A 14,951-nucleotide genomic window follows, 5' to 3' on the forward strand; every position below is an offset into this window, starting at 1 on the left:
CTAGCGCGGATCTCCGGCCACACCAAATCCGGCTTCCGGCCGCATCCTCGTCCTCCGCATGGCCCCGACCTCTGCGAGGTGCATCTTCGTGGCGGAAACCCGCCCGCACATCACCGTCGGCCACCACGACCGGTACGGCGTTGTGGCGGCGACGTCGCACGACAACCACGTCGCCGAACACATCCTGCGGCTCGTCGGCTTCGAGCGACTGCCCGGCAGCACGCTGTACGGCCTGACCGATCCGCACCGTGACCCTGCACGACGTGGGTCGCAGGCGGTCCAGTCCTTGCGGGCCGCGCAGTACAGCGTCACTTCCGACGTCGCATACAACCTCCAGCCCTATACCCGGCTCGGCACGGGCCGGCGTCTCCTCGAACGACTGGAGAAACCTTCCGCCCCGGCGGTCCCGACGGTTGGGGAAGCCGCGTCGGCCTCGGCCCAGCAGCGCAGGTCCCAGGCCGCCACCGCCGTCTCTCCGGCCCGGGCCGGACTGCCTGCGACGCGGCAGCCCGCCGTCGCGGTCGATTACCGCCCTGCCCCCTCCGCCCCGCAGCCGGTCCGCACCCGCTAGACCGCACACGAAGGAGCCCTCGCGATGACTCTGCGACTCGAACTGGACGTCGCCTTCGGGATGCACCCCGACTTCGGGGTGGCCGCCGCCGTCACGGATGACCGCCCGTTCCTGGACGAGGTCCTGCGCAAGCACCACTTCCGCTACAGCGAGTACCTCGACGTCTACCTGCTGCCGGACGGCACTCCCCACAACACGGCGGTGCGGACTGTGGCCCGGGCGACCCGGGACTTCCAGGATGCCGGTCTCTCCGTCGCAGCCGATCCCAGGATCGTGATTCCGCCGCCCGTCCCGACTCCGGACGGAGTCGCGGCGCGGGCGACGCAGCCAGGCCAGTCACTGACCGCGTTGACCGGCGAACTGCACGAGCTCCGCCGCGCGGCGGACGTCTCCGAGGTCCTGGGCGAGATCCTCGACGAGCACCACGGCGTCGTGCTCGACCTGGAGGAGTTCATCGACACGGCCGCCGCCTGGTGCGAGCGGCTCGACACCCCCAATGGACACGAACTGGGCCTTCACCTACGCAACATCGCCCATCACGTCGCCTTCCTCGGCGATCAACTCCTCGGAGCCCAGCTCGAACTCGCCGTCATGCCCGACGCGACTCCGGAGAACGCCCCTCCCCTGGCCGAGGTGCCGCTGCCGGACCGGCAAGAGTGGCTCCGGGTCACGCACACCACGCGAGCGCGCGCCGCCGTGGCGTCCTCCCCCAACCGCCCGGCCACTGCCCTGAAGCATCAGGACGAGGCAGTGCCCCGCTCCCAGGCCGCGCCGACCGCCCCGAGTCGTACGCGCTGATCCTCCCTTTCTCGACGTTCAAGGAGTCCGGCTCATGGCCGTGAAGAAGTTCTGGACCATCGACCACGCCTGCGGTCACACCGTCGAGTCCGATCTGTCCGACCGTCCGGCCGACCGCCGTGCCAGCTATGCCCGCTGGCTCGCCAGCCGGGACTGCTCTGGCTGCTGGCGGGCCTCCCGCGAGGAGGACATCAAGACCAAGGTCGAGTGGCTCGCGAAGCAGCGGGCGACCGACCAGGCCGAGGCCGAGGCGTGGTCCGAGCAGTACCGCATGCCCCCGCTGGACGGCACCGACCGCGCGGTCGCCTGGGCCACCCGTTGTCGTCGGCAGCTCGTGTCCGCCGCGTACACCGCGCTCGTCGTCGAGGGGACGACGAGTGCGGCGGAGTGGGAGGCCATCGAGGACGCCGTACGGCCCCTGACCCGCGCCGGCTGGTGGCTTGACCAGCGCGACGCCGACCCCGCGGACCTGCCCGAGCTGCTGGAAGCCGCCTCCTCGAGCGACCGGCCGACCGAGAACCCCCACTTCTGAATGGAACCCCTACGATGCCCACCCCACCCGACGTCGTCATCACACGCCATCCGACCGGCAACGTCACCGCCGAAGGTGGAGACGAACTCGCCTTCACTCTCCTCAAGCGCGCGGGCTTCGTTATCGAAACGACGCCTCGGTCCTTCTGGTACCGCCTGCCCTGGGACATGGGCGAAGCCCGCGAGAACCAGATGGCCAGCCACGCGGCCACCATGCTCACCGCCGCCGGCTACCGCGTCGGCCTCGGCCCCGATCTGCGCGTCGGCCCCTTCACCACGCCCTCCGACCCCCAGGGCAAACGCGTCCACGGGCATCAGATCCTGCTGCCGACCGACGAGCTCAACGGCGCCGAGGCGTACGACACGGCCGCCGAGCTCACGGAGCACGTCCTCGACCCCCTCGATGGTGTGCTCGTCCGCCTCAGCGAGTTCTTCGAAGCCGCCGCCGAGCAGGCCAAGGCATCCGAGACCGACGTCGGTTGGGATCTGTCATACGAGTTCGCGGAAGCCGCCGCGAAGCTCACCTCCGTCGGCGAGGACCTGCACGTCGCCGCCGACCGGCTGCGGGCACTCGATCGTCCAGCGAAGCCAGGCTGGCAGGCGCGGGTCGCCGACTACTACGCGACCGCCCCGACCACCAGGCGGACCGGAGCGCCCGCCGCCGCACCCGAGGCATCTACTGCCACTCCACCATCGGCGTCCAGGCCGAACCGGAAGCGCTGACCAATCCCCTTCACCAGAGAGGCCGTTTCATGTCCTTCCGGCACGAAGAGTACGGAACCGACGCCGAGATCTACCGCAAGCCGTTCAGCACCGAGGTGATCGCCGACTGCGGCGATCGGCGTGCCCACGAGGTGCTCGTCGCGTGCGGCTTCGTGGAGAAGAACGTTCCGCCGCACTACGTCTGGCACCAGCTACCCGACGGCCTGTCGGAGAAGGAGCAGAAGCAGCGGGCCACGCGCGCCGCGTGCCTGCTCCGCGCCCGGGGCTTCGACGCGAACGTCGCCGAGGACCTGATCTCCGATGAGGCGCTCTCTGACGCGCTCGACGAGGTGCGGCGACACCGGATCAGCGGCGCGGCCACGTCATCCTCGCCGACCGCCAATGCGGTCACGCCACCGGCAGGCCCGGACACCACGGCCCCGGCCGCGCCCGCGGCTCCCTCCGCCTCCGTCCACCGCAGCCGCTAGGAGCCCCCTCGTGATCACCAGAAGATCCCGTCGGCCCCCGCACACCATTCCTCTCGCACCACGTATCGGGACCGCGCTTTGTCTCCTGCACGCACCAGCACGCCCTCGACCACCACCGGCACCGACTTCCTGCTGTACCTGATGCTGTCCGTCGCCGCCCTCGGCATGGGCGCCGGGACTTTGGCCTGGTTGTTCGGCAACGTCGCCAACACCCTCACGATGTCCGGCCCTTGGACCCCGTACGAGCCGACCGAAGCGTTGCTGCACCCCCATGAGGTCTGGCCGCACCTCGCACAGCCCGCCCTCTTCCTCGCCTGCTACGTCCTGCCCGCACTCGTCCTCCTAGCCGCCGCGCTGCTCGGCGTGAAGGTGTGGCTGCGGCTACGCGGCAATCCCCAGGGGCTGGCCGATCAGCGCGATCTGGCCGACCTGATGCCGAAGAAGATCGCGGCCAAGGCGATCGATCTTCGTCCGAGCCTCAAGGGCACCCGGCCCAAAGACGTCGTACCCGACGACCGCGGCGTTCTGCTCGGCACGCTCGCGCCCGGTGCGCGCGAGGTTCGCTCCTCGTGGGAGGACGTGATCCTGGCGATCATGGCGCCCCGGTCCGGGAAGACCTCCGGTCTGGCGATCCCGGCGATCCTGCGCGCGCCTGGACCAGTGCTGCTGACCTCGAACAAGGCCGCACGCGATGCCTACACCGCCACGCTCGCGGCCCGCGCCGACGCAGGCACGGTCTGGACGCTCGATCCGCAGCAGATCGCCCACGCGCCACAGACGATGTGGTGGGACGTCCTCGCCGACGCCCACGACCTCGCCGGGGCCCGCCGTCTGGCAGGCCACTTCGTGACCGCCTCCGTGGACGAGTCGAGCGCGGGCGACTTCTGGTCCACCGCCGCCGCGAACACGCTCACCGCACTGTTCCTCGCCGCAGCCCGCGACCATCGTCCGATCACCGACGTCCTGGCCTGGCTCGCCTCCCCCGCCGACCGCACCCCCATCGACCTGCTCCAGGACGCCGGCCTCGACGCGGTCGCCGCCCAGCTCCAGGGCACTATGGCCGGCGCAGTCGAAACCCGCGATGGCATCTTCGAGACGGCGCGGCAGTACGCGAGTTGCCTGCTCGACCCGGCCATCGCCGCATGGGTCACACCGCCCAGCGGCCTCGGCAAGATCCGCGAGTTCAAGCCGGAGGCGTTCGCCACCAGCAAGGACACCCTGTTCCTGCTGTCGAAGGACGGCGGCGGCTCCGCCTCGGCGATCATCGCCGCCGCTGCCGACGCAGTGATGCGCGCGGCCGTCATCCAGGCCGAACGCGACGGCGGGCGGCTCGACGCTCCACTGCTCGCGATCCTCGACGAGGCCGCCAACGTGTGCAAGATCGCCGACTTGCCAGACCTGTACTCGCACCTCGGCTCCCGGGGCGTCATCCCGATCACGATCCTGCAGTCCTACCGCCAGGGCGTCCGGGTCTGGGGCGAGGCCGGGATGGACGCCCTGTGGTCCGCCGCGACGATCAAGCTCGTCGGCTCGGGCATCGACGATGCCGACTTCGCGGACAAGCTCAGCCGCCTGGTGGGCGACCACGACGTCCGTACCGTCTCGGTGTCCACCAGCGAGTCGGGCAAGTCCACGTCGGTCTCCATGCGCCAGGAGCGCGTCCTCCCGGCTGACGCGATCCGCGCACTGCCCAAGGGCTCCGCGTTGCTGCTGGCCACCGGCATCCGCCCCGCGCTCCTCGCCCTCAAGCCCTGGTACCGGGAACCGGACGCCGACCGGCTCGGCGGCGCGTCCGCCAAGGCGACCTCGGCGATCACCGAGCGAGCGCTGGCCAAGAACCTACGCCGAGACGACTTCGGCCCGGCCGCATGAGCCCGGTACTTCCAGGCCCCCGGCCGGCGAGACGCGACGGCGCACGTCCCCAGCCGCCCCGCATCCCTCCGGGCTCTCGCCCCGTCTTCTTGAGGTACTCCCATGTCGCACCCTGCCCCGTCCTGGGCTTCGTCCCGTCGGTCCGAACGCCTCGCCGGCGCACCCGTCGTACGACGTGGTGCCGACTGGTGGCTCGTGTCCCCCACCGGGTCCCTGCTCGCCCAGGACCCCGTGTTCACAGGTGAACTGGACCGCTTCGCCGCCGACCTGGCCGCGGCCGACCGCGCGGTCGCCGAGATCCGCTCCGAGAGCAAGGCCGCGCACGAGGCGCGGTCGTGACCCCGCTCGTCCACGCCGAGCAGGCCGTACTGGGCGCGGTCCTCCTGGAGCCCGGCCAGCTCGACCGGCTCTCGCCCTGGCTACGACCGGAACAGTTCTCCCGCCCCGCGCACACGGCGATCTACGCCGCGATGCTCAAGCTCAAGGCCGGCGGCCATCCAGCAGCGGCCACAGGGGCCGGCGATCCCGTTCCGCTGGCCTGGGTGACCGACACCCTGCGGGAGGCGAACACGCGGACCCGCGGGCTCACCGCCTCGTACCTACACTCCCTCGCGTCGGCGTGCCCACGCCCCGACCATGCCTCGGTGTACGGGCGGATGGTCCTGGAGGGCGCCATCCACCGGAGTGTGGCCCAGCACGCGGTCCGCCTCCACCAGGCCGCACTCGCCGACGGCCGGGCCGGCACGGTGGAGGAGACGCTGCACCACACCCAGGTCCTGACCGCCGTACTCACTGACCTGGCTCGCGGCTGGGGCACCGAGGCACGTCCCGTGCAGCCGCCCGCCACGTACGCGCCCCGGGCCGAGCGCCTTCAGCCGGTGGGCGAGCAGGTCCTGGCCGACGAGGAGTACCTCCTCGGCTGCCTCGCCTCCCGCCCCGAGCAGTTGCTCGGACTGGTGCGGTGGCTCCGCCCCGGCGACTTCGCCGACCCAGGCCATCAGCAGATCTACCGCGCCTTGGGAGCCCTGCACCATCGGGGCGAACCCATCGACCAGCTGACCGTGCTGTGGGAGACCCAGCGTCGCGGCGCTCTCGCCGATGGGACGCTCGATGCCGAACGAGTGCGGCGGATCTGTGATCCGCTCGTGGGTGGATCCGCCGAGCACTTCGGCGAACAGGTCGTCCAAGCCTCCCTCGTCCGCACTGCCGCCTCGGCTGCGCGACAGGTCAGCGCCCTGGCCGACCGCGACGCGCTCGCGCCCGGTCAGCTCATCGGCTACGCCATGCACGCGCTCGGCCCGCTGGACGACGTAGGCCGCCGCCTTCGCCATGCGCACGAAGCCGAACCAGAACCACGGCAACCAGTCAGCCGACCCGGCGCGCCGCCACCCGCCGCCCGCGTCGACGCCGCCCGCGCCCGCAGCCGCGTCGCGGACCCCACAGCGCACCGACCACCGCCCTCTGTCGCACGCCCCGCGCTTGCCGCACGCCCCAACCACCGGAGTCCCTCATGACCGACCACACCGGACGCGCCGGCCTGGAGAGGGACGAACTGTACGCAGTGGCCCGGGAGTTCGAGGAGGCCCGCCACGCGATCGTCGGGTCGTACACAACGAACTCCCTGCCCGACCTCGTCACCGCGTCCCATCAGCTCGGCACCCTGACGGGGCTGGTGAAGGACCTGTCCGACGAAGTCCTCTTCCGCGCCAACGACAACGACCCGGGACTCGACTTCTGCCCGGTCATCGCCGCGTACACCAGCGCGTCCGCGCCCGCGGGACGCGCCGTGACCAACTACACCGAAGCCTTCAAGCAGCTCGGATTCCTGCGCAGGTACGCGGGAGCCCCAGCGACGGCGGCGGACCTTCGCGATGCCCGCCAGGCCGCTTTCAACGTCACTCAGGACCGGCTGGACCTCACCGTGGACTCGCTGCAGGAAGCCTGCGTCACTCTGTGGCACGCTGCCGACCGGATCGATGGCACGCCGCCTCGTATCCTCGCCGCGCTGAGCCGCTCGGCACGCCCAGAGAACTCGATCTACCGCCTATCGACCAAGCTCCCCGCGACCGAGCCGATCCGTCTCGCCTACATGCCGGTGTCCCGCCGTGTGCGCTGACTTTCCGGTGGTGCCGCACCAGCCGTCGATCGGGAGTCTGTGCTCCGGGTACGGCGGTCTGGATCTCGGCGTGCAGGCCGTCCTCGGCGGCACGGTCGCCTGGCATGCCGAGGTCGATCCGGGCCCGGCCCGGATCCTGTCCCGCCACTGGCCGTCCGTGCCGAACCTCGGCGACATCACGGCCGTGAACTGGGCCGAAGTCCCGGAGGTGTGCGTCCTGACGGCTGGATTCCCCTGTCAAAGACGTCTCGGTCGCCGGCCGTCGCGCCGGACTGGCTGATGGCACCCGGTCCGGTCTGTGGTTGCACATCGTCCGTGCCATCGAGGCCCTCAACCCGTGCCTGGTGGTCATCGAGAATGTCCGAGGACTCCTCACCTCCCCCGCCGGTTCCCCTGGCGACGTGGAACCCTGCCCGTGGTGTCTGGGAGACACCGCAGGCCAGCCTGCTGTGCGCGCACTCGGTGCCGTACTCGGCTCCTTGGCCGACCTCGGGTTCGATGCGCGCTGGCGCGTGCTTCGCGCCTCTGATGTCGGAGCTCCGCACCGTCGCGAGCGGATCTTCCTCACCGCCTGGCAGTCCCGGCGGCTCAGCTCTGCTCAAGACACCAACGAGCAACCTGGCCACGAACGGAGGGAGCCAGCACCCGACGAAGAGGAAGCGGGGCGGGCACGGTCCGAATCTGGCGGACGAGGTCGAGTGGCTGCTGCCGACGCCGAAGGCGTCGGACGGCACAAAAGGATCACCGAACCAGCGTCACGGGAACGGGGACCTGACACTCCCCTCGGCGGCAGCCCGACTGCTGCCGACCCCACGGGCAAGCGACACCGGCACTCCCGGACGCCGACCGGGCGCGGGCTTCCGGCCCCCGCTCTCGGCAGTGGTACTCCCCTTGTTCACCCCTCCGACACCGACGGACGAGGGGCGTGGGGACCATACGCCGCCGCCATCGCCCGATGGGAGAGGGCAACGCGCCCGGCACCCCGGCCCACCGACGAGGCGGGACGCCTCAGCCCACTGTTCGTGGAGTGGATGCAAGGGCTTGAACCAGGCTGGGTGACGGCCACTCCGGGACTGGGACGCCCCGCCCAACTGGCCGCTCTGGGCAACGGAGTCGTGCCGCAACAGGCATCTCGCGCGCTGGAGATCCTCGCTCCGCCGATCCCGCTCTGTGGTCGTCACGGCTCGCGGTGAAGGGCGGCTTCTACACCGGATTTCCGGCCGGGCAAAACCCGGATTTCTCCGGATCCTCGCCACCCCAACCACCCGATCTTGCGGAGGGGTAGCGATGGCTGAACCCGCTCAGGAGAGCGAGCCGATACGCGTGCCGGACCACGACCTGGACGACCTGGTCTCCACGGTCGCCAGGCTGGTCGCGGAGAACCGTAAACAGGGCGAGACGCTCGCACGGCTCACCGACGACGTCCCGCCTTCGGACGACGAGGGCGGCGGAGCCGAGCACGGTGGCGGAGAGGGCTCGGTCGCCGCGTCGGCGCCGGCCGAGCCCGGCAGCTCGCAGGAGGGCCCGGCGTCCATCTTCATCCTGGCGCTCGATGGCAAGGCGTACGTCGAGGAGCTCGCGGCGCTGACGAGCTGGGTGCACGACCTGCTGCTGCCGGTCTATGGGCGGGAGATCACCACCGGCCGCCCGTGGTGCCAGCAGTGGCAGGAGCATCCCGAGGCCGTCGCCCGCCTGCACGCCCTGTGGCTCGCCTGGCAGCAGCTCACCGACGTCGAGGCCGGCCTCACCGGCCCCTCAACGTGGCACCGCGACCACCTCGACCCGACTCTGCTCCAACTCCGCACGCCAGACGGCCCGTTCGGCGCCTGCACCACCAGCCCGACCCGCCCCAACCACCGGCTCCTGGCCTCGCCCGAGCCTGCGGGAGTCTGACGTGACCGACACATACGAAACCCAGGCGCCGGACTACCGGATCGACGGCTTCGAAGCAGCCACCGAGCGAATCGAAGAGGACTTCTTCTCGGTCACGCTCTCGGACGACATGTTCGTCCCCCTCGCCGAGCACCACAGCGCCGACGGACGCGACAGCTACCTGCTGTTCTACGACCGGGCGGCCATCTGGGACGCGCCCGGCACGGCGGAGTACGTCGCGCTCCACCTCACCCGCGACGTCGAGCAGCGAACGTTCGCCTTCGACTACGAGCGTGTTCCCGTCGTGCCGCTCGCGCAGAACTGGCTCACCCGCCGGGGCTGTCCGCCGGAGGCCGCCGTGCCGACCAGCAACCATGGGCCACGCCCGGCCGACGCGCTCACCTCGCGGCTGGAGGACCTACTCCGGAGCAACCCCGGCGGCCGGTACGAGGTGATCGACCACCACACCGACAACCCGGGCTCCTTCGACTTCGGCACCGAGGTGCGCACTCTCCTCCACGACAGCCACCCGGCCTCCGCGCACGCCCCCTACCGCCTCTTCCTCGAGGAGACGGCCAAGGACTTCCGCTCCTACACGGTGCGCGAAGGCGCCTTCACCAGCGTGGAGGCAGCGGACGCCTGGGCCATGGACCGCGACGCTCCCCTCCCGATGGCCCCGGCCCCGGAGAGCGTCCACAGGGCCCTGGCCGCCCGCACCCGCTCGCCGCTCGCCGGAACCGCCGGCCTCGCGGTCCCCCCGGCGCCCGTCACGGCTCCACGACCGGCGCTTCTTTCCGTACCGCGCTCCGGCCGGGGTGCGCGGTGAGCCGGGCGCGGTACGCCTTCGCGGCCCACCCCGAGGCCCTGGCCGACCTGCGCTCGGTCCCGGATCGAATCCGCGACCTGGCCCTGCTGGAGCTGCAGCACCTGGTCCACGGGAACGAACGTGGCGCGGCGCTGACCCGCGAGCTCGCGGGCTGTCACAAGATCTACGTCGATCCGGAGACCCGCTGGCGCATGGTCATCCAGTACCGCGACGCGCCGGCGTCCTCGCAGCACCGCCGGGAGATCTACCTCCTGGCCGTCGGGGAGCGCCAGGACCAGGCCGCGTACCGCACCGCAGCTCACCGACTGGACCGCGAACGCGAGGCATCCGCCGGGACAGCGCCGCTTCACGGCCGCCGTGCCCAGGCGGCACGGTCCCGGTCCCCGCGCGGGAGCGCAGCTCCGGAACACGCCGGTTCGCCGACCCCCGCCGCCTCCACTGCTCCGCCGCGAGCGCGCCGCCGGCCATGACACCCGGCCCCTCATCCGCCACAGCCCGGAGGCACTTCCCCATGCCACCACTCGACCTCGGCGATCTCGCCCCGAATACCGAGGTTCTCGTCGCGCCAGTCCACCTCGCGGGCCCCGGAACGAGGGAGGCCGTCTTCAGCATCCTCGACAACGCCGCCGGGTGGACGAAGACCGTCGCCTTCGGCACGGACGCGTACTACGCCAGCCCGTGCCAGCGAGTCCGTATCGCCAACCCCGTGGAGAGCCACTACGGCGGGTGGACGATCACCTACGCCGAGGACCCACTCGGCGTTCCGGACTGGATCACCACCTTCGACCGCAACACGCCCCACGAGATCGCCGCCGCCTTCACCGAGACGCTCGTCCACAGCCTGCCCAACCACTTCCGGGACTACCTCGGCGGCGGCAGGCACCACACCGGCCTCGGCCCCGAGGACGTACTGCTTCGCAGCGACTGGGAGCCGATGCATGGATGTCGGCCGTACTGGATCGTCTCGCCGGACAACCGCACGGCCCTGCGCACGCGCAGCGGGTGGCTCGACGAGCACACCGAGCTGCTGACGCCGGAGAAGTCCATGTGGCGCCTGTCCGGCGGCATCGACCCCGTCCACGCACCGAGCTGGAGGGCCTTCTTCAGTGGCAGCACCCCACAGCACCTGCGTGCCGCTGCCGCCGCAGCTCTCACCAGCCCCGACGCCGTGCGGCGTTTCGCCGGCGAGGTACCCGAACGCCACCGCGACCTGGTGCACGCACGCCTCGCCAAGCCGACAGCCGCTCGCCCTCGGGCCCAGGCGGCCCTGGCCCGCCGGCCGTACGCCGCCCACGCACCCGCACTCGGGGCGGAGGCCGCAATCCCGTCGGCACCACTCGCCGCCCACGGCCGTTCCCGCCGTCAGCGCTGACGGCCGCAGCCCATACCCGGAGATCCCGCATGCCCGCACGCACGCTCGATGGCGACGTCTACGTGACTCCGCTGTACCTCGCCGGCTCCACCACCATCGGCGACCCGGCGATGCAACCACTCCTCGACCACGGCTTCACGCTGCAGAGCGACGAGCTGGCGAACGTCTACGTCTCCTCCCCCGATCAGCATGTCCGGCTCGGCTTCCTGCCCGAGGGCCCGGACAACACCTTGTGGAAGGTCGCAGCCCACCACGACCCGTTCGGGCCGCCCGACTGGCTGGCCACCTTCGACTCCAACACACCGACGGAGTTGGTGACCGCCTTCACCTCCGCCCTCGCCACCAGCTACGCCGACGATCCGGACACCGTCTTGACCGGCCCTCGTCGCCCGGCCGAGGAAGGCTTTCGGCCCCTGGAAGGCGCTGGCTGGAAGCGAGGGAGCTGGCGGCTCACCACCCTCTTCACCGCGCCCGACGGACTCGCCGGCCTCACCTACAGGGGCGGGATCCTGGATCGACACGCCGAACTCCGTGGCGACCAGGACCGCTGGCTGCTCTGGGGCGGCCAGGACGGGTACAGCTCACGCTGGTACGCCACGTTCACCTCTGCCGTCCCCGTCGATCTGATCGCGGCGACCACCGCCCGCCTGGCCGACCCCAGCCCTGCGCTTCGCTACGAGGTCGAAATCCCGCAGCGCAACCGCAGCGCCGCCCGGACACGTCTCGTGCCTCCCCCGGTGCCAACTCCGCTGGACGTCAGGCGTGCCACAGCCGCACGCGCCCGCTCCCACGGAGGTCACCTCGTCCGCCGCACACCGGCGGCATCCGCAACCACGGGCACCCTCAGTGCCGTCCCGCCGGCCCGCCCCGCCCACCAACGGCGGGCCGCGGCGGGGCGCTCGTAAACGCCAGCCCGCGCCGACGGCCTCTCCCGCTCACTGGCACCGTCGGCCACGACGCGAGTGGAGACCGCTCGCGACCGCTCAACCGCAGCGGTCGTGGGCGTCCCTACGGGTGCCGTAGACGGCCGGGCGGCAGCTCCCTGCACCACCAGCCCGGCAGCTTCACGAGTCGCCGTTAGCTCACGTCGGCCCCACGACGCTCCAGGTGATGTCGCCCCCGCCAGCGCCGACCGCCTCCGCCAGCGCCTCGACGGTCAGGTTGATCCGTCTGCCGTCCGCCATGCGGGATCGACCCACGGACGCTGCTACCGCGTCGTCCACGGTCTCGTCGTACGTACCCATCTCCTGATTCAGCACGCCGCTCTGCCCGCCTTCCATCGGTCGCCCCGGAAACAGCTCCCGGGGCGACCGATCCATTCCCCCGAGTGATCACCTGCGGACGCCGCCGCAGCCAGTTCGCCCACGGCAGACTCCCATCCTCGGGAAGGACTGGAGACCTGCTCCTGGACCATGTCAACGTACGACCGCTTCGAAAAACCACAGGTCAACGAAGGGTTTGTTACTCGTGACGCTTTCTGTCACCGCCCCGTCCCATGTCCCCGCCGCACCTCGTCACTCGGCACTCGGCGACCGCGAGTGGCTGCTCGACTGTCACTGTGCGGGCCCAGTCATCGACCTCCTCAAAGGCCAGGGGTGGGACGTCATCCCCGACCTCTCCGCCAACGTCCACTGCTCCAGCCCCGACCAGCGTGTGTACGTCGGGTTCCTTCCCGAGACCGAGGAGGCCGCGCGCGGCGAGCTGTGGCACATCCAGGTCAAAGGAGCCGACGGCCGGGTGGCATGGAGCCAGACCTTCGGGTCGAGTGTCCCGGCCCAGGCCGTGGCCGGATTCCTCGCGGCACTCATCGCCTTCCCCAGCCGCTGCTGCGCCTGCGTCTGACCTACGCCGACCGCCCCGCTTCACCAACCCAGGAGTCTCTCTTGCCTCGCGAGATCACCGTTCGCCAACTGATCCACCAGCTCCAGGCAGTCGACCCGGATCTCCCCGCGTACCTCGCTGTCAACCCGGACTGGCCCCAGGCCCACCGCATCGATCGCGTCATCGAGATCAGCGGCCCCGACGGCGCTGTCTACCTTGCCGAGAACGGCCAGGAGGGCGTGCTGCCACCTGAGGTCCGCGCTCAGCTCGACTGGGCCGACGTGTGAACCGCCGGTCACTCTCGCAGTTCGCGGCGGGCGCGAAGGAGCCTCCGCGCCCGCCCTTGTCCCTTGGCGATGTCGCCCAACGCCCGATGCCTCGAGGCGTACGTGGTGCTCTCGTCCGCTCCGTGCCCCGCTGCGCCACCGAGCCGGTTCCCACGACCTGGGTGTCCGCGCAAGACCGCGTTCCTCTTCGTCCGGGCTCCGTTCTGCTGCTCTGGGAATCCGCCCCTTCAGGCGGGATGAACGTCACCGCCCACCTTGGCCTGGCCTCGGCGGACGTCACCCTCGCCACCTGGCCGAACCTCCACGGAGACTGGACCCCGGTCGTCTATCCCACGCTGCTGGAGACCATCGATCTGCACGCCGCGCTGTCCGTGGCCATCGACGCTCTCCACCTCGCCAACCGCCTCGCTGGTGTCTGACGACACGACGCACTTCACACATCGAGGGGCTGCCCCAACCGGGCAGCCCCTCGATGTGTTGGTTCCGCGAGCCCCGCTGCAGAGGCGTCTCGGGGACGGTTGAACTCGGCCACCGCGACCCCGAGGTCCACCGGCGAACCCTCGCCCGTGAGGAAGTCGAGCGCCGCACGATCCGTGACCGGCTCAGCCGGAGATCGAACCCCGCGCAACCTCCCGCCGAGTGAATCTTGAACGTGAATTACTTCGGCGCGCTGACCAAAGCCAGATCGCTCATGCTGGATCTATGCAAGGTGGACACGCCGAGAACCCGCCCAAGGCATTCCTGTCGCACGCCAGCGAGGACAAGGCTGAATTCGTCGAGCCGCTTGCTCGCAAGCTCGCCGAGCTAGGTGTGAAGCCCTGGCTGGATAAGTGGGAGATCAGGCCGGGCGATCGCCTGGTCCAGCGTCTTTTCGACGAAGGGCTGGATACGGCCGACGCGGTGGTCGTCGTCGTCTCGAACCACTCGGTGACAAAGGAGTGGGTACGCGAGGAGCTCGACGCCGCAACGGTTCGAAGGGTCAACGAGACGACCCGCCTGATCCCGGTCCGGCTCGACGAGGTAACGATGCCGTCTCCGCTGCTGCACATCGCATGGATCACCACTGATCGCAGCCCCGAGGGCGTCACGCACACGGCGCAGCGGATCGCCGAGACATTGCACGGTCACGACCCGGGTCCGGCCGTGGGGCCCCGGCCGGCCTATGCCCGCATCTCGGCATCCATCCCGGGCCTGACCACCTCAGATTCCGTCCTGCTGACCGAGACCGTGCGCGAAGCGCTCAACGCTGGCCAGCTGATGCTGCTGGATTGGCCCGCAGTGAAGTCACGTGTGGAGCAGACTGGGCTGAGCGAGCAGGCGGTGAACGAGAGCCTGAACATGCTCGCTGAAGGTGATTACATCAACGTGGCCATCCGCGGAGACGGCATTGATCAGTTCGACTTGACCCGATATGGATACGACGAGGGCGTAGCCGGCGTCTTCCCGGGAGTGGAGGAGCACCACCAGGCGATCATCGCTGAGCTGGTCAACAATCCGCCGACCAGCAATCAGATCATTGAGGACCTAGCCGAGCGCACTGCGTCTCCGGCTCTGGTTGTTGACCAGTTGCTGCGTGACCTGCAGGACGAGGGCAAAGTGTCCGTCAGCTGGAGCATGGGTAGCAGCCGAATTCACTCTGTCAGCCCGACCCTCCGGCGTCGCTTGTCCTGACCGCAGCCTTCAGCGCCTGGTCCT

21 protein-coding genes are annotated in these 14,951 nt (G+C 70.5%); 20 read left to right on the plus strand and 1 reads right to left on the minus strand.

Annotated elements, in window-relative coordinates:
• The first annotated feature begins 88 nt into the window (after positions 1–88).
• From BKD26_RS14145 to BKD26_RS39090, 16 genes are all read left to right on the plus strand, one after another.
• Positions 89–571, plus strand: coding sequence for a hypothetical protein (locus BKD26_RS14145; RefSeq protein ID WP_084898182.1), 483 nt, complete (start codon positions 89–91; stop codon positions 569–571).
• Between the two features lie 24 nt (positions 572–595).
• Positions 596–1,369, plus strand: a complete 774-nt coding sequence (locus BKD26_RS14150; protein WP_084898183.1) for a hypothetical protein — start codon at positions 596–598, stop codon at positions 1,367–1,369.
• A 34-nt stretch (positions 1,370–1,403) separates the two neighbouring features.
• On the plus strand, positions 1,404–1,901 hold the full coding sequence (locus BKD26_RS14155; RefSeq protein ID WP_084898184.1) for a hypothetical protein: 498 nt from the start codon (positions 1,404–1,406) through the stop codon (positions 1,899–1,901).
• Between the two features lie 14 nt (positions 1,902–1,915).
• Positions 1,916–2,623 carry a hypothetical protein gene (locus BKD26_RS14160; RefSeq protein ID WP_084898185.1) on the plus strand — a complete coding sequence of 236 codons (708 nt, stop codon included), beginning with the start codon at positions 1,916–1,918 and terminating at the stop codon, positions 2,621–2,623.
• Positions 2,624–2,652: 29 nt separating this feature from the next.
• A complete protein-coding gene (locus tag BKD26_RS14165) occupies positions 2,653–3,090 on the plus strand; it encodes a hypothetical protein (protein WP_084898186.1) in 438 nt (145 codons plus the stop codon).
• A 78-nt stretch (positions 3,091–3,168) separates the two neighbouring features.
• A complete protein-coding gene (locus BKD26_RS14170; RefSeq protein ID WP_084898187.1) occupies positions 3,169–4,962 on the plus strand; it encodes a type IV secretory system conjugative DNA transfer family protein in 1,794 nt (597 codons plus the stop codon).
• A 102-nt stretch (positions 4,963–5,064) separates the two neighbouring features.
• Positions 5,065–5,301, plus strand: a complete 237-nt coding sequence (locus tag BKD26_RS14175) for a hypothetical protein (RefSeq protein ID WP_084898188.1) — start codon at positions 5,065–5,067, stop codon at positions 5,299–5,301.
• Positions 5,298–6,476 carry a DnaB-like helicase N-terminal domain-containing protein gene (locus BKD26_RS14180; RefSeq protein ID WP_084898189.1) on the plus strand — a complete coding sequence of 393 codons (1,179 nt, stop codon included), beginning with the start codon at positions 5,298–5,300 and terminating at the stop codon, positions 6,474–6,476. The genes BKD26_RS14175 and BKD26_RS14180 overlap by 4 nt, the downstream gene beginning before the upstream one ends.
• Positions 6,473–7,078: a hypothetical protein gene (locus BKD26_RS14185; protein ID WP_084898190.1), complete on the plus strand. Its 606-nt coding sequence runs from the start codon at positions 6,473–6,475 to the stop codon at positions 7,076–7,078. The genes BKD26_RS14180 and BKD26_RS14185 overlap by 4 nt, the downstream gene beginning before the upstream one ends.
• Before the next feature lie 10 nt (positions 7,079–7,088).
• The gene (locus tag BKD26_RS42005; RefSeq protein WP_277622381.1) at positions 7,089–7,358 is read left to right on the plus strand and encodes a DNA cytosine methyltransferase; all 270 of its coding nucleotides are present in this window, start codon (positions 7,089–7,091) and stop codon (positions 7,356–7,358) included.
• 16 nt (positions 7,359–7,374) lie between these two features.
• Positions 7,375–8,271, plus strand: coding sequence for a DNA cytosine methyltransferase (locus tag BKD26_RS40220; RefSeq protein WP_277622387.1), 897 nt, complete (start codon positions 7,375–7,377; stop codon positions 8,269–8,271).
• 94 nt (positions 8,272–8,365) lie between these two features.
• The gene (locus tag BKD26_RS14200; protein WP_084898191.1) at positions 8,366–8,971 is read left to right on the plus strand and encodes a DUF4913 domain-containing protein; all 606 of its coding nucleotides are present in this window, start codon (positions 8,366–8,368) and stop codon (positions 8,969–8,971) included.
• A gap of 1 nt (position 8,972) precedes the next feature.
• On the plus strand, positions 8,973–9,776 hold the full coding sequence (locus tag BKD26_RS14205; RefSeq protein WP_241518647.1) for a hypothetical protein: 804 nt from the start codon (positions 8,973–8,975) through the stop codon (positions 9,774–9,776).
• Entirely contained in the window at positions 9,773–10,246 is a 474-nt protein-coding gene (locus tag BKD26_RS14210; protein ID WP_084898192.1) for a hypothetical protein, read from the plus strand. Before BKD26_RS14205 ends, BKD26_RS14210 begins: the two co-directional genes overlap by 4 nt.
• A gap of 41 nt (positions 10,247–10,287) precedes the next feature.
• On the plus strand, positions 10,288–11,148 hold the full coding sequence (locus tag BKD26_RS14215) for a DUF317 domain-containing protein (protein WP_179166532.1): 861 nt from the start codon (positions 10,288–10,290) through the stop codon (positions 11,146–11,148).
• 29 nt (positions 11,149–11,177) lie between these two features.
• Entirely contained in the window at positions 11,178–12,053 is an 876-nt protein-coding gene (locus BKD26_RS39090) for a DUF317 domain-containing protein (protein WP_107417848.1), read from the plus strand.
• A 177-nt stretch (positions 12,054–12,230) separates the two neighbouring features.
• Here BKD26_RS39090 and BKD26_RS40225 read toward each other — a convergent pair whose 3' ends face one another.
• Entirely contained in the window at positions 12,231–12,407 is a 177-nt protein-coding gene (locus tag BKD26_RS40225; protein WP_159026763.1) for a hypothetical protein, read from the minus strand.
• Positions 12,408–12,615: 208 nt separating this feature from the next.
• On the opposite strand from BKD26_RS40225, the gene BKD26_RS14230 reads away from it, so the two are divergent.
• The 4 genes from BKD26_RS14230 to BKD26_RS14245 all read left to right on the plus strand — a co-directional run bounded on the left by BKD26_RS14230 (position 12,616) and on the right by BKD26_RS14245 (position 14,927).
• A complete protein-coding gene (locus tag BKD26_RS14230; protein WP_084898195.1) occupies positions 12,616–12,990 on the plus strand; it encodes a DUF317 domain-containing protein in 375 nt (124 codons plus the stop codon).
• 41 nt (positions 12,991–13,031) lie between these two features.
• Positions 13,032–13,256 carry a hypothetical protein gene (locus BKD26_RS14235; RefSeq protein WP_084898196.1) on the plus strand — a complete coding sequence of 75 codons (225 nt, stop codon included), beginning with the start codon at positions 13,032–13,034 and terminating at the stop codon, positions 13,254–13,256.
• Positions 13,257–13,492: 236 nt separating this feature from the next.
• Positions 13,493–13,675 carry a hypothetical protein gene (locus tag BKD26_RS41285; protein ID WP_241518648.1) on the plus strand — a complete coding sequence of 61 codons (183 nt, stop codon included), beginning with the start codon at positions 13,493–13,495 and terminating at the stop codon, positions 13,673–13,675.
• Between the two features lie 220 nt (positions 13,676–13,895).
• Positions 13,896–14,927, plus strand: coding sequence for a toll/interleukin-1 receptor domain-containing protein (locus tag BKD26_RS14245; protein WP_143662646.1), 1,032 nt, complete (start codon positions 13,896–13,898; stop codon positions 14,925–14,927).
• Positions 14,928–14,951 lie beyond the last annotated feature (24 nt).

The sequence above is a fragment of the Streptomyces sp. CB03238 genome (genome assembly GCF_002099185.1).
GTDB lineage: Bacteria > Actinomycetota > Actinomycetes > Streptomycetales > Streptomycetaceae > Streptomyces.

What these genes read in the sequence shown, in the direction of transcription:
- BKD26_RS14150 (WP_084898183.1), top strand. Translation starts at nt 596, where the DNA reads ATGACTCTGCGACTCGAACTGGACGTCGCCTTCGGGATGCACCCCGAC.
- BKD26_RS14155 (WP_084898184.1), top strand. Translation starts at nt 1,404, where the DNA reads ATGGCCGTGAAGAAGTTCTGGACCATCGACCACGCCTGCGGTCACACC.
- BKD26_RS14160 (WP_084898185.1), top strand. Translation starts at nt 1,916, where the DNA reads ATGCCCACCCCACCCGACGTCGTCATCACACGCCATCCGACCGGCAAC.
- BKD26_RS14165 (WP_084898186.1), top strand. Translation starts at nt 2,653, where the DNA reads ATGTCCTTCCGGCACGAAGAGTACGGAACCGACGCCGAGATCTACCGC.
- BKD26_RS14175 (WP_084898188.1), top strand. Translation starts at nt 5,065, where the DNA reads ATGTCGCACCCTGCCCCGTCCTGGGCTTCGTCCCGTCGGTCCGAACGC.
- BKD26_RS14185 (WP_084898190.1), top strand. Translation starts at nt 6,473, where the DNA reads ATGACCGACCACACCGGACGCGCCGGCCTGGAGAGGGACGAACTGTAC.
- BKD26_RS14200 (WP_084898191.1), top strand. Translation starts at nt 8,366, where the DNA reads ATGGCTGAACCCGCTCAGGAGAGCGAGCCGATACGCGTGCCGGACCAC.
- BKD26_RS14215 (WP_179166532.1), top strand. Translation starts at nt 10,288, where the DNA reads ATGCCACCACTCGACCTCGGCGATCTCGCCCCGAATACCGAGGTTCTC.
- BKD26_RS39090 (WP_107417848.1), top strand. Translation starts at nt 11,178, where the DNA reads ATGCCCGCACGCACGCTCGATGGCGACGTCTACGTGACTCCGCTGTAC.
- BKD26_RS41285 (WP_241518648.1), top strand. Translation starts at nt 13,493, where the DNA reads ATGAACGTCACCGCCCACCTTGGCCTGGCCTCGGCGGACGTCACCCTC.